Here is a 14,146-nt window from a genome sequence, read left to right on the forward strand (position 1 = left end):
TTTATGAAACTATCAAAATTCATATTTATAACACTAATTCTTCTTTCATCTTTTGGATGTAAAAAGAAAGAAATGCCTGAATCTAATTTTGAAAAGGATGTTTTGAATAGTGTCTTTGTCGAAATTGTAGATTCTATTTATATGGATAGAAGAGTTATACTTCCTCCACCAACACCAAGAATTGATTTTAAAACTAATAAAGAAGATACTATCGGATTTCATAAAGAACTGAAGGAATATTGGCGTAATCGAGATAGTATCAAAAAAGATACAACAAGAATATTACTTGGTGTTTATGATAAAGTAACGAAAATAAGTTCTCTGGAAACAGAAATGATTCAAAAGGAAATTGATCTTTCAGGCTATAAATATGATACCATAAAAGAAGCCGAAGAATATACATTTAATCTAACACCTTTTAAGAATAACAAAAAGTTTCATTTTGAAAAATCTTCCAAATATCTTCACGAAAAAGATTGGGACTTAAACGACGTAAGTAATTCTGTTATACCTGTTGGAGCAGTATTTATGTCCAGAATTCAATTTGATAAAACAAAAACAAAAGGAATTTTAACGGCTGGAGCTTCATGTGGCGGCGGAAAATGCGGAAGAGGTTTTCTAGTTATAATCGAAAACAAAGCAGGAAAATGGAAAGTCAATAAAATTATTCATACATGGGTTTCATAAATTAGCAAAAATGACTCAAAACAAAACTCACATACAATCCTACATCACCATTCAAAACAACGAAATTGTTTTGAACGGAACTTCTATATTCAAAATTGAACCAACTGATTTTGGGGATTTCTCGAAACAGGCGTATCGTAATTTTGATATTCAATACCCGAAGTTTTTCAAAATGGATGCTTTGAGCAAACTTGCTTTTTTAGGATCTGAATTGCTTTTGAGTCCGATAACTTCCGAAGAAAAAGAACATAATATCGCTTTGGTTTTGGCCAATAAATCGTCGAGTTTAGATACTGATGTTAAATATCAGGAATCGATTTCAGACAAAGAAAACTATTTTCCAAGTCCGGCTGTTTTTGTTTACACGCTGCCAAATATTTGTCTGGGCGAAATAAGTATTCGCCATCAGCTAAAAAGTGAAAATTCTTTCTTTATATTTGATGCTTTCAATACTGAATTTCTGTCTAACTATTCGAGTATTCTGTTAAACACAAATAAAGCTGATGCAGTTCTTTGTGGTTGGGTAGAATTTTTTAATGACAGTTATAAAGCTTTTCTTTGCATTATTAGTAAAGAAGAAAACGCAGCATATAAAAACGAAAATATCAATACATTATATAATAAATAATCATGGAAGCATTAAAAGAAGAATTAAAAAACAAAATCATTACTACTTTAAATCTTGAAGATATCGCAATCGAAGACATTGCTGATAACGATCCTTTGTTTGGAGATGGTTTAGGTTTAGACTCAATTGATGCACTTGAATTAATTGTGATTTTAGATAAAGATTACGGAATTAAATTAGTTGACCCGAAAGAAGGAAAAACAATTTTCCAGTCGATCGAAACTATGGCAGCTTATATTAGCGCTAACAGAACTAAATAGATTGTAGATTTTAGAGTTCAGATTTTAGATTTCCTTGAAATTTAAAATCTAAATATTTAAAAATCCGTCAACTTTGTCAAAGTTTAAAACTTTGACAAAGTTCTAAGAATCTAAAATCTAAAATCATAAATCTAAAATGACAAAGGGTGTTTCAATAACGGGAATGGGAATTATCTCTTCGATTGGAAATTCAGTCGAAGAAAATTATATTTCGTTAATCGAAAATAGAATTGGGATTTCCCGTATCACAAATATTTCGACAGTTCACGCGGATGTTATTAAAGTAGGTGAAATCAAAAAAACCAATGAAGAATTGGTTGCTGAATTAAATCTTACTGAAGATAATAACTTTTCCAGAACTGCAATGATCGCGACTTTGGCAGCAAAACAAGCTGTTGAAAATGCAGGAATTACATCGATAAATCAATTTAGAACCGGACTTATTTCGGCTACAAGTGTAGGCGGAATGGACATGACCGAAAGACATTATTACGATTATTTCAAACATCCTGAACTGGTAAAATATATTGCCTGTCATGATGGTGGTGATGTTGCGGAGAAAATTGCCGAAGAACTGGGTTTAAAAGGAATGGTTACGACTATTAGTACGGCTTGTTCCTCTGCAGCCAACTCGATTATGTTGGGTGCCAGATTAATTAAAACCGGAAAATTAGATCGCGTGATTGTGGGCGGAGCCGATGGTTTGGCAAAATTCACGATAAACGGATTCAAGACTTTGATGATTTTATCAGATGATTTCAACAAACCTTTTGACAATGAACGCAAAGGATTAAACCTGGGCGAAGCAGCTGCATATTTGGTTTTAGAATCGGATGAGATTGTGGCTAAAGAAAACAAAAAAGTGCTGGCTCGTGTTTCTGGTTACGGAAATGCAAACGATGCTTTTCACCAAACTGCTTCATCGGAAAATGGAGATGGTGCTTATTTAGCGATGAAAAAAGCCTTTGAAGTTTCGGGCTTAAAACCTTCTCAAATTGACTATATCAACGTACACGGAACGGCAACTCCTAACAACGATTTGTCTGAAGGAAGAGCTTTATTGAGAATTTATCAGGATGAGAAAGTGCCTGATTTTAGTTCTACAAAACCTTTTACCGGACATACATTAGCAGCAGCAGCAGCAATTGAAGCTGTTTATAGTGTTTTGGCGATTCAAAACAATGTGGTTTATCCAAATTTGAATTTCGAAAACCCGATGGAAGAATTTGATCTGCAACCTCAAATTACCGCAAAAAATAAAAATATCGAACACGTTTTATCCAATTCTTTTGGTTTTGGAGGAAATTGTTCAACCCTTATATTTTCAAAAAACGCATGAAAAAAACATATATAAATGGAGTAGGCTGTATTTCGACTCAAAAAACATTTGATACTGTTTTTTTAGAAGAAGCGATTGTCAATCATGATCAAAATGTATTGGCGATAGTTCCGCCGGCTTACAAAGAATACATTTCTCCTGCCGCAAGCCGCAGAATGGCAAAAGGTGTAAAAAACGGAATTGTTGCTTCGGCTTTGGCCATGAAAGATGCAAATGTCGAAAAAGTGGATGCAATCATTACCGGAACGGGTTTAGGATGTATCGAAGATTCTGAAAAATTCCTGAAAAGCATTCTCGATAATAACGAAGAATTTTTAACACCAACCTCTTTTATTCAATCTACACATAATACTGTTGGTGCACAAATTGCTTTGTTACAACAATGCAAAGGCTATAATTTTACGTATGTAAATGGCGCTGTTTCTTTTGAATCGGCTTTGTTAGATGCTAAAATGCAAATCGAAGAAGACGAAGCACAATCGGTTTTAATAGGCGGAGTTGATGAAAATGGAGATTATACTACCGCCCTTTTTAAACTTTCTGGACGTATAAAAGAAGATAATAAAGCGCCTTATGATGTTTTGACTTCTACAACAAGTGGAGCTGTTTATGGTGAAGGTGCAAGCTTTTTTGTTTTAGAAAATGAAAAGAAAGACACTACATATGCAGAAGTTCTGGATATTGCAATTGTAAATACGCTTGAAGAAAACGAAATTGAATCTGAAGTTAAATCGTTTTTGAAATCGAATAATTTAGAAATTTCTGATATTGATGCTTTAGTTTTAGGTTTTGACGGAAACGTAAATTTCGAAAATTATTACAGAAATCTTACTGAAAATGCTTTCGCAAATACAACTGTTTTGTATTACAAACATTTAAGCGGTGAATATGATACAGCATCTGCTTTTGCTTTTTGGATGGCAGCTAAAATTTTAAAAACTCAGGAAATTCCGGAAATCATAAAAGTAAATTCGGTTCTAAAACCAGTTTATAAAACCATTTTATTGTACAATCAACTAAACGGAAAAAATCATAGTTTTACGTTACTTTCAAAATGATAACGCATAAAAACATTTCGTTATTCTTTCTCATTTTATTGCTTTTACTCGTTCTTCTGAACTTTTATACAGCAATTAACTTGATATGGTTTATCGCAATTGTTTTGATCTGGTTAGGAATTAATGCTATTGGTTCTTCGAAAATTTCTTCTAATTATCATGTAAAAGCTTTCTGCAATAATCCGTTAGAAACGGAGAAAAAAATTGCCTTAACTTTTGATGATGGCCCAAGCGAATTTACTGTAGAGGTTTTAGAACTTCTGAAAAAATATAATGCAAAAGCCACTTTTTTCTGCATTGGAAAAAATATCGAAGCATATCCTGAAATCTTAAAACAAATTATTGCCGACGGTCATTTGGTTGGTAATCATTCGTATTCTCATTCTAAATTTTTTGATTTTTATAATGCTCTACAAATAAAGGAAGAAATCGAAAAGACAGATGAACTTCTGGAAAAATTCACTTCAAAAAAAATAAACTTTTTCCGTCCGCCTTACGGAGTTACCACGCCATCGATCAGAAGAGCTTTGAAACGAACCGGACATAAAGTGATTGGCTGGAATATTCGATCGCTTGATGGCGGAACAAAAAATCAGAAATTAATTTTCAATCGCATTATAAAACGTATTTCTCCCGGCGGAATCGTACTTTTGCACGACACGGCATCGCACTCGGTTTTAGTATTGGAACAGTTTTTGCAATTTTTACAGCAAAACAATTATAAAGTGATTTCGATAGAAGAACTTTTGAATCTTAAAGCTTATGAAATGGAACGCTGATTAAACGGATTCGCTTACGCGAAGACGCGGATAAAAACAGATTTTATAAAAGAAATAATCTGTGGTAATCATTTTAATCTGTGGCAAAAAAATTTTAAAGCATAATTTCTAACAAAATATGAAAACTAAAATAGCTCTACTAATTCTATTTATATCAGGCAGTTTGTTCGCTCAGGAACAAAAAATGACAGATGCTGAAATTGCAGCTTTCAAGCAAGATGTAAATGTAGTGTCGAAAAAAATCAAAACCTTAAGTACTGATTTTGTTCAGTATAAACACCTGGATTTTTTATCGAAAGACATTGAAACTTCCGGAAAAATGATTTTCAAAGAACCAGCTCTTTTGCAATGGCAATACAAAAAACCATACAATTACAGCATTGTTTTTAAAAACGGAAAAATCCTGATTAATGACGAAGGGAAGAAAAGTGCGGTTGATATTGGCAACAGCAAAATCTTTGGCAGAATTAATAAATTAATCGTTGGCAGCGTAAGCGGAAATATGTTTGACGACAAAGAATTTACGATTTCGTACTTTAAATCAAAAGGTCAAAACCTGGCGAAATTTGTTCCCAAAGATGCTACGCTTAAGAAATACATCAAACAAATCGAACTTACTTTTGATAAAGAAGAAGCAACCGTGATTCAGGTAAAGCTATTAGAATCATCTGAAGATTATACCAGAATTGTACTTAAAAATAAAGTGATCAATGCAAAAATCGACGATTCAGTTTTTAATAATTAATTGCTTTCTGGCGCTGGTTTTAATTTCTTGTGGCTCGGTCACAAAAAATTATACTCCAAAAAAACTAGAAAAGACATCTTATGAAGTTCCCTATTTTTCAGATTCAAAAACAGATTATGTTTATAAAACGAATATCACAGTTTACGGAAATGAAATCAGCGGAATTTTCATTGCCAAGAAAATAAACGACACCACACACCGAATTGTTTTTACAACGGAATTTGGAAACAAATTAATGGATTTTGAACTATCAGATACCGATTTCAAAGTCAATTCGATTGTATCAGAATTAGATCGAAAAATCCTGATTAATACACTGAAAGAAGATTTTAGATTACTGCTAAAAAAAGAATATCTGATTCAGGAACAATTTGAAAATGATTTAGATAACATCTATAAATCGAAAGATGGAAAACGCGATAATTATCTTTTCATTTCAAAAAAGAATCAGAAATTAGAGAAAGTTGTTCATTCGTCTCAAACAAAAGAAAAATTTACACTGACATTTAGTTCAGAAAACAATATTTTTGCCGAAAAGATTGAGATTGTCCATCAGAATATTAAGCTGAAAATTGAGTTGAATTATTTTAAATCTGAATAAATTAAACTAATCATAAACTTTAAATCAAACCAAAATGAAAAAATTAACTGTAATTGCTTTTGTTTTATTTATAGGTCTTATAACCTCAAATGCACAAGTAACTGTTAGTCCGGGACTTCGTGGAGGTTTAACGCTTTCGAGCTTGTCCAACATTGATGATAATGGTTTAAAATCTGATTTTTATGTTGGTGGATTAGTGGAGATTAAATTCAATAAATATTTTACACTTCAGCCTGAATTAACATATTCAAGACAAGGTTCTGAAGGAAGATATTTTGATGATCAAAACCCAAATTTCGGCACGCCTGCAAAATATGAATTAGATTATCTTTCGCTGGGTGCTGTTGCTAAATTTAACTTTGGCGGAAAAGGTTTTCATATTTTAGCGGGACCTTCAGCAGATTTTAAAACAAGTGATAATTTTGGTCGTTATGGTTTTGATCCAATCGATTTTGATTTTTCTATCGTTGCCGGATTAGGATATACATTACCAAACGGATTGACTTTTGAAGCACGATTTAAACAAGGTTTGATTGATATTTATGGTTACGACGGGATTGATTATGATGATGAAGGATATTATTATAATGATCTGATTTTGAATCAGGTTTTCCAGATTGGTATTAGTTATACTTTTAAAGTAAAATAGAAAAATATGGTATTAAAAGACTTTTATAAAGTTCTTTCAGAAGAAAAAACAGGAGATGCTAAATATAATATTCGTATATTAGTTAATGCCAATCATGAGGTTTTTAAAGGTCATTTTCCTGGAAACCCAATTATGCCGGGCGTTTGCATGATTCAGATTATTAAAGAACTTACAGAGTCGATTACTAAAAGTACTTTAATGATTCAAACGCTTACGAATGTAAAATTCATGGCATTAATCAACCCGGAAACGAATCCGGAATTGCGCCTGGAACTTGACATAACAACCACAGATGATGATTTGGTAAAGGTGAAAAACACCACATATTTTAATGATACCGTTGCTTTAAAATTAAGCAATGCGTATAAAAAACTATAATTATGAAATTACTATTGTCATTACTTCTATGGATAAATTTTGCAGGAAATCCGGATTTGGCTTCTATCCGAAAGATCTATCCTGATGTTGCAAAATCAGAAACAAACGCTAAAGAATTTACAGAAAAACTTTCTGGAATTTCAAACAACGATGAGAAAATTTTAGTGGCTTACAAAGCAGCTTCAATTTTAGTAGATTCTAAATTTGAGAATTTAATAGGCAGCAAAATTTCCCGTTTTAAAGAAGGCGCAAAACTTCTTGAAGCTACTTTAAAAAGCGATCCAAACAATATCGAAATCAGAATGATTCGATTGAGTATTCAGGAAGATGTTCCTGGAATTACGGGCTACAAAAAAAATATCAAAGAAGATAAAAAATTCATCACTACACATTACACAGAACAAAGTGGTGCTTTGAAAGACTATCTAAAAGACTTTGTTTTGCAATCAAAGAGTTTCTCTGAAAAAGAGAAGCAATTTGTGAAGTAGGTAAAGAAAAAAATCCCCAATGCAACCAACTTTATCTCAGCAGGAATTACTTAATTCGACCAATTTTTGTGTTATTGTTCCAACATATAACAATCACAAAACGTTGAAAAAAGTGCTGGATTCTATTTTAGCTTTTACTACAAATATTATCATCGTCAATGATGGTTCTACAGATACAACCGGCGAAATTTTAAAACAATATTCAGAACTTACCCAAATTCACCATCCTAAGAATTTAGGAAAAGGAAGGGCGCTTCGAAATGGTTTTAGAAAAGCAATCGAAATGCATTTTGAATATGCTATCACGATCGATTCTGATGGTCAGCATTTTGCATCTGATATTCCCAATTTTATTGCTGAAATTCAAAAGGAACCCAATTCTCTTTTGATCGGAAGCCGGAATATGACACAGGAAAATGTACCAAAGAAAAGTAGTTTTGGAAATAAATTTTCGAATTTCTGGTTTAAGTTCGAAACCGGAATTGTCTTGGAAGATACTCAATCCGGATTTCGATTATATCCTTTGCGTTTGATTCCAAAGCAATTTTATACCAATAAATTTGAGTTCGAGATTGAAGTAATTGTTCGTTCTGCCTGGAAGGGAATTTTGGTTAAAAACATTCCGATTCAGATTTTGTATGATCCTGCAGAACGTGTTTCTCATTTTAGGCCATTTAAGGATTTTACCCGAATCAGTATTTTAAATACCGTTTTGGTCATCAACGCATTGTTGTACATCAAACCACGGGACTTCTTTAGAAGAGCAAAAAAAAAAGGCTTTAAAAAATTCTTCCTTGAAGATATTTTAGAAAGTTCCGACTCTAATTTCAAAAAATCTGCGGCAATTTCTTTGGGTATTTTCATAGGGATTTCTCCATTTTGGGGATTTCAAACTGTTTTGCTTTTTACATTCGCTGCTTTATTCAGGCTCAATAAAGTCATTGCTTATCTGGCTTCGAATGTGAGTTTTCCGCCTTTTATCCCTTTTGTAATATACGGTTCCTTAAAAATGGGAAGTTATTTTGTATCGAATGATGTGCCATTAATTTTAGATAGCTCAGTTACACTTGATGATATTCAAAAAAATGCTACACAATATATCGTGGGAAGTCTTATTTTAGCATCCGTTTTGGCGCTGTCAGTTGGTTTTATAAGTTATTTACTTTTAACGGTTTTTAGTTCTAAGAAAAACAGTGATTAAATGGTTTGTCACAGATTAAAAGGATTAAAATGATTTAAACATTTTTAAATTAGACACGAAGCAATTAGTAAAAATTTATGAAATTCGTGGCGAAAAAAACACAGGCAAAAACAATAATAAATAATTATGCATCAATACTTCTACGCCATTCACTTATTTGTAAACCGACGAAAAACTTTATCGGTTGTATTGGCTTTTTTGATGCTATTTGCTTTTGGCTTTTTTGCTTCCCGAATTAAATTTGAAGAAGATATTACAAAACTTATCCCAACAAACGATAAGTCTGATGTTACAGCAAAGGTTTTGAAACAACTCAACTTTGCTGATAAAATCACTGTTATCTTCAAACTCGAAAAAAACGGTTCTGAAGAAGATTTAAAAGAAATGGCAACCGCATTTTCTGATAGTGTTGCTAAATCCTGCAAACCATATGTAACCGGAATTCAGGGAAAAATTGACGAAGAAAATATTCAGGAAACCATAGATTTTGTTTACAGCAATTTACCTCTTTTTCTGGAAAACAAAGATTATGCTGCCATTCAAAACAAACTTCAAAAAGACAGTATTGCAGCAACAGTTCAGGGAAATTACAAGTCGATTATTTCTCCATCAGGATTTGTAACCAAAGATTTTATTCTGCAAGACCCGCTTGGGATTTCTTTTATTGCCTTAAAAAAATTACAGCAATTAAATATTGGTGATGATTTTACACTCAACAATGGTTTTGTAATGACGAAGGACAAAAAGAAATTACTGCTTTTTATTACGTCAAATCTTCCATCAAGCGAAACGGAAAAGAATACCATTTTTGCCAATAAACTAAAATCGATTCAGGAAAATCTAAATCAGAAATTCAAAAACAAAACTTCGATAAGTTATTTTGGTTCGGCTTTGATTGCGGTTGCGAATGCCAATCAAATTAAAAGCGATATTATCTTAACGACAACTATCGCCATGATTACGCTGATGCTGATCTTGATTTTGTTTTATAGAAAAGTATTAATTCCGTTGATCATTTTTCTTCCAACAGTTTTTGGAGCTTTGTTTGCTGTGGCCTTTTTATATTTTGTCAAAGAACAAATCTCTGCTATTTCTCTAGGAATTGGATCTATTTTATTAGGAATCACAATCGATTATTCGATACATATTCTCACGCATTACAAACATAACAGTGATGTAAAAACCTTGTACAAAGATATTACAATGCCCGTAATTATGAGCAGCTCCACAACGGCGGTTGCTTTTTTATGTTTGCTTTTTGTAAAATCTGACGCCTTAAATGACTTAGGGATTTTTGCTGCCGTAATCGTGATGGCTTCAGCATTTTTCTCGCTTTTGATTGTTCCGCACTTATATAAACCAAAAGAAAATAATTTTGATCACAAGAAAAATGTGATTGATAAACTGGCTCATTTCTCTTTTCATAACAATAAATTCCTGATTGGATTTTGTGTTTTAATTACCATTATTTGTTGCTTCACTTATAATAATGTTGGCTTTAATAATGATTTATCACAATTGAATTTTGTTCCCAAAGAAATAAAAGCAGCCGAAAAAGATCTGGAAGAAAGCACGAGTTTAACATCAAAAACAATTTATGTGGCTTCATACGGAAAAAGTATGGAGGAAGTTTTGCAAAATAACAGCCAGCTTTTTGCCGATTTATCAAAGGAAAAACAAACCAACAAAATATTAAATTTTAGTTCCGTTGGCGGGATTATGCTTTCGCAGGCTGCACAACAGGAAAAAATTAATAAATGGAATTCATTTTGGGATGTCAATAAAAAAGAAGTTTTAGAATCTGAATTAATTGCCGAAGGTTCAAAACTCGGTTTTAAGCCAACGACTTATTCTAGTTTTTACGACCATTTAGATTATAATTTCAAACCTGTTTCTGCTGAAGATTATTTAAAAATTCAGGCTTTACAATTGAAGGAATTTGTGACCGAAAAAAATGGGTTTTTCACTATTTCTACTTTGGTAAAAGTTACTCCGGAACAACGAGATGCTTTTGTAAAATCGGCTTCAGCTAAAAAAAATCTGATTGCGATTGATCGTCAGCAAATGAATGAAACATTTTTCAGCACTTTGAAAACCGATTTTAATTCGCTGGTCAATTATTCATTTGTTGCTGTAATCCTGATTTTGTTTTTCTTTTTCAGAAGATTGGAATTGGTCCTTGTAAGTTGTATCCCAATTGCTTTAACCGGAATTGTAACGGCAGGAATTATGGGAATCTTTGGTATTCAAATGAACATTTTCAGCATGATTGTCTGTACGTTGATTTTTGGTCATGGCGTCGATTTTAGTATTTTCATGACAAGCGCACTTCAAAAAGAATATACCACCGGCAAAAACGAAATTGCAATTTACAGAACTTCTATAATCCTGGCAGTAATTACCACTATTTTAGGAATTGGAGCGATGATTTTTGCGCGTCATCCTGCATTGAGATCTATCTCTTCTGTTTCTTTAATTGGGGTTTTTGCGGCACTAATCATAACGTTTATCTTCTACCCGATTCTCTTTAAATTATTCATATCCAATCGTGCGAAAAAAGGAAATCCACCTTTTGTATTGCGCACGTTTATACACGGTATTATTTCGTTTACCTATTACGGACTTGGCGGTATTTTGATGTCGCTTTTCAGCATAACGATAATGCCGATTCTTCCGATAAATGAAAAATCAAAAATGAAAGGTTTCCGCTATGTGATTTCAAAATTTATGAATTCCGTATTGTATTCAAATCCGTTTTTGCATAAAAAAGTCATTAATAAGTTTAATGAAAATTTCGAAAAACCAGCCATCATAATTGCCAATCATTCTTCGTTTATCGATATTCTGGCAATGGGAATGCTGAGTCCTAAAATTATCTTTCTGGTAAACGACTGGGTTTACAACTCTCCTATTTTTGGCGGCACCGTTAGAAAAGCAGGATTTTATCCGGTTTCAGAAGGAATTGAAGGCGGCGTTGAACATTTGAGACAAAAAGTAAACGAAGGATATTCATTAATGATTTTCCCGGAAGGAACGCGCTCAGAAAGCAATCAGATTAATCGTTTTCACAAAGGTGCTTTTTATCTTGCCGAGGAATTTAATCTGGATATTGTTCCTGTTTTAATTCACGGTGCTTCAGAAGCAATCCCAAAAGGCGATTTTGTCATTCATCATAGTTATCTGACCCTTTCAATTTTAGAAAGGATTTCGCCGGATAATCTTTCTTTTGGTAAAAATTATGCCGAAAGAACAAAACTATTAAGTGCTTATTTTAAAGAAGAATTTCATAAAATCCGTCAGGAATTAGAAGGTCCGGAATATTTCAAAAAAATGCTTATTCATAGTTATGATTATAAAGAAATTGAAATTATCGATGGCGTAAAAAAAGATTTGCAACATAACTTAGAAACTTATTATAATCTCAACAAATATCTTTCGGCGAAAGCCAAAATATTACATTTAGCCAATGATTATGGGCAATTAAATGTTTTACTGACTTTGCAGGAACCACAGCGAAAAGTATTTTCTTTTATTGCCGATGAAGAAAAATCACTGGTTGCCAAAACAAATTATTTCCTTAAAAAGAGAAAAATCTCTTATCCGGACGATATTGAATTGGCTTTAGAAAACAAATATGATGCTGTTTTAATTTCTGATGAAAATTATAAAGAGGATCTTGAAAAGATAATTTCGACAACTTCTTGTGTTATTTTAATTAATAATCCAGGTTTAAAAAACACTTTAATTAACTTAGGTTTTGAATCTGTTTCAGAAGAAAATTCTATAATCGTATTTAAGAAAAATTAGCATGAAAGAGCATTACGATGTCATCATTACAGGCAGCGGTTTAGGCGGACTAGTTTCAGCAATTATTCTGGCTAAAGAAGGCTATAGCGTTTGTGTGCTTGAAAAAAACAATCAATACGGTGGAAACCTGCAAACTTTTGTACGCGATAAAACTATTTTTGATACCGGAATTCATTATATAGGAGGCTTGGGAGAAGATCAAAATCTATATAAATATTTCAAATATTTAGGAATCATGGACCATCTTAATTTGAAAAGATTAGATGAAAATGGTTTTGACATTATCTCTTTTGAAGATGATAAAAACGAATATCCTCATGCGCAGGGTTATGATAATTTTGCCAATCAGCTGGTAAAATTTTTCCCTGATGAAAAAGCAAACATCGAGGATTATTGCAAAAAAATAAAATCAATTTGCGAATGTTTTCCGCTTTATAATTTAGAATGGGAAGGAAAATATGATAACGAAATTCTGGCACTTAATGCCAAAGAAACAATTGAGGAATGTACACAAAATGAAAAATTAAAAGCCGTTTTGGCCGGTTCTAATTTTTTGTATGCCGGTATTCCGGATAAATCACCATTTTATGTTCATGCCCTTTCTGTAAACTCATACATTCAAAGTTCATGGCGTTGTATTAATGGCGGAAGTCAGATTACGAAACAACTTTTAAAACAGCTTAAAAAATACGGTGGCGAATTTTATAAATACAAAGAAGTTACCCGATTTAATGTTGAAAATAAAAAAGTAACTTCGGTAGATATGAAAGACGGAACTCAGGTTTCGGGTTCTTATTTTATCTCGAACATAGAACCAAAAACTACGCTAAAACTGGCGGGTGAAGAAAACTTTAGAAAATCATTTTATAGCAGAGTGCAGAGCCTGGAAGGCGTTATTTCGGCGTTTAGTTTATACATTGTTTTTAAACCGGAAACTTTCAGATACATCAACCACAATCATTACCATTTCAAGAAAAGCAGCGAAGTCTGGACGGCGCATGATTATGATGAGAATTCCTGGCCAAAAGCGTTTATGGCTTCTATGAATGCTTCAAAAAAACAAGAAGAATGGGCCGAAGGAATGACTTTTATAACTTACATGAAATACGATGATGTTGCCCCGTGGATCGAAACTTTTAATACAACGGTTGATGAAAATGATCGTGGAGAAAGTTATGAAGAATTTAAAACGAGAAAAGCAGCTAAATTTTTAAATGAAATTGAAATAAAATTTCCCGGAATTAAAGACTGCATTCAATCAGTTCATACCTCAACTCCACTCTCTTACCGAGATTATATTGGGGGCGACAATGGCAATATGTATGGATATGTTAAAGATTCTAATAATCCTATGAAAACATTGATTCCGTCAAAAACCAAACTGGATAATTTATATCTTACAGGTCAAAGTATTAACATGCACGGAGTTTTAGGTGTAACAATTGGTGCTGTTGTAACTTGTTCAGAAATTCTTGGAAAGGAATATTTAGTAACTAAAATAAATAAAGCATCTGAGTAAAAGTGTG

Annotated in this window: 14 protein-coding genes; all 14 read left to right on the plus strand. The window is 32.6% G+C overall.

Translation table 11 applies throughout. From position 1 onward, the window contains the following. Positions 1 to 3: 3 nt before the first annotated feature. The 14 genes from RC62_RS18330 to RC62_RS18395 all read left to right on the plus strand — a co-directional run bounded on the left by RC62_RS18330 (position 4) and on the right by RC62_RS18395 (position 14,139). Positions 4 to 687, plus strand: coding sequence for a hypothetical protein (locus tag RC62_RS18330; protein WP_157472564.1), 684 nt, complete (start codon positions 4 to 6; stop codon positions 685 to 687). Between the two features lie 10 nt (positions 688 to 697). Next, entirely contained in the window at positions 698 to 1,315 is a 618-nt protein-coding gene (locus RC62_RS18335) for a hypothetical protein (RefSeq protein WP_055097691.1), read from the plus strand. A gap of 2 nt (positions 1,316 to 1,317) precedes the next feature. Then, positions 1,318 to 1,575, plus strand: a complete 258-nt coding sequence (locus RC62_RS18340; protein ID WP_017496902.1) for a phosphopantetheine-binding protein — start codon at positions 1,318 to 1,320, stop codon at positions 1,573 to 1,575. 136 nt (positions 1,576 to 1,711) lie between these two features. Further along, on the plus strand, positions 1,712 to 2,914 hold the full coding sequence (locus RC62_RS18345; RefSeq protein ID WP_055097693.1) for a beta-ketoacyl-[acyl-carrier-protein] synthase family protein: 1,203 nt from the start codon (positions 1,712 to 1,714) through the stop codon (positions 2,912 to 2,914). Further along, positions 2,911 to 3,972, plus strand: coding sequence for a beta-ketoacyl synthase N-terminal-like domain-containing protein (locus tag RC62_RS18350; protein WP_055097695.1), 1,062 nt, complete (start codon positions 2,911 to 2,913; stop codon positions 3,970 to 3,972). The genes RC62_RS18345 and RC62_RS18350 overlap by 4 nt, the downstream gene beginning before the upstream one ends. Positions 3,973 to 4,052: 80 nt before the next feature. Further along, positions 4,053 to 4,751 (plus strand): polysaccharide deacetylase family protein, encoded by a 699-nt coding sequence (locus RC62_RS18355; protein WP_245176845.1) that lies wholly within the window; start codon positions 4,053 to 4,055, stop codon positions 4,749 to 4,751. Between the two features lie 118 nt (positions 4,752 to 4,869). After that, positions 4,870 to 5,496, plus strand: coding sequence for an outer membrane lipoprotein carrier protein LolA (locus tag RC62_RS18360; protein ID WP_055097698.1), 627 nt, complete (start codon positions 4,870 to 4,872; stop codon positions 5,494 to 5,496). Continuing rightward, a complete protein-coding gene (locus tag RC62_RS18365; protein ID WP_055097700.1) occupies positions 5,462 to 6,097 on the plus strand; it encodes a hypothetical protein in 636 nt (211 codons plus the stop codon). Before RC62_RS18360 ends, RC62_RS18365 begins: the two co-directional genes overlap by 35 nt. A 34-nt stretch (positions 6,098 to 6,131) precedes the next feature. Further along, positions 6,132 to 6,746: a porin family protein gene (locus tag RC62_RS18370; RefSeq protein WP_055097701.1), complete on the plus strand. Its 615-nt coding sequence runs from the start codon at positions 6,132 to 6,134 to the stop codon at positions 6,744 to 6,746. 6 nt (positions 6,747 to 6,752) lie between these two features. After that, a complete protein-coding gene (locus RC62_RS18375) occupies positions 6,753 to 7,124 on the plus strand; it encodes a 3-hydroxyacyl-ACP dehydratase (RefSeq protein ID WP_055097702.1) in 372 nt (123 codons plus the stop codon). A 2-nt stretch (positions 7,125 to 7,126) separates the two neighbouring features. After that, complete coding sequence (locus tag RC62_RS18380) at positions 7,127 to 7,612, plus strand: hypothetical protein (RefSeq protein ID WP_055097703.1); 486 nt, start codon at positions 7,127 to 7,129, stop codon at positions 7,610 to 7,612. 19 nt (positions 7,613 to 7,631) lie between these two features. Further along, positions 7,632 to 8,813: a DUF2062 domain-containing protein gene (locus RC62_RS18385; protein WP_055097705.1), complete on the plus strand. Its 1,182-nt coding sequence runs from the start codon at positions 7,632 to 7,634 to the stop codon at positions 8,811 to 8,813. A gap of 126 nt (positions 8,814 to 8,939) precedes the next feature. After that, a complete protein-coding gene (locus tag RC62_RS18390; RefSeq protein ID WP_055097706.1) occupies positions 8,940 to 12,620 on the plus strand; it encodes a 1-acyl-sn-glycerol-3-phosphate acyltransferase in 3,681 nt (1,226 codons plus the stop codon). A 1-nt stretch (position 12,621) separates the two neighbouring features. After that, the gene (locus tag RC62_RS18395) at positions 12,622 to 14,139 is read left to right on the plus strand and encodes a phytoene desaturase family protein (RefSeq protein ID WP_055097708.1); all 1,518 of its coding nucleotides are present in this window, start codon (positions 12,622 to 12,624) and stop codon (positions 14,137 to 14,139) included. Positions 14,140 to 14,146 lie beyond the last annotated feature (7 nt).

It is taken from the genome of Flavobacterium aquidurense (assembly GCF_001404985.1).
In the GTDB taxonomy this organism is placed as follows: domain Bacteria; phylum Bacteroidota; class Bacteroidia; order Flavobacteriales; family Flavobacteriaceae; genus Flavobacterium; species Flavobacterium aquidurense_B.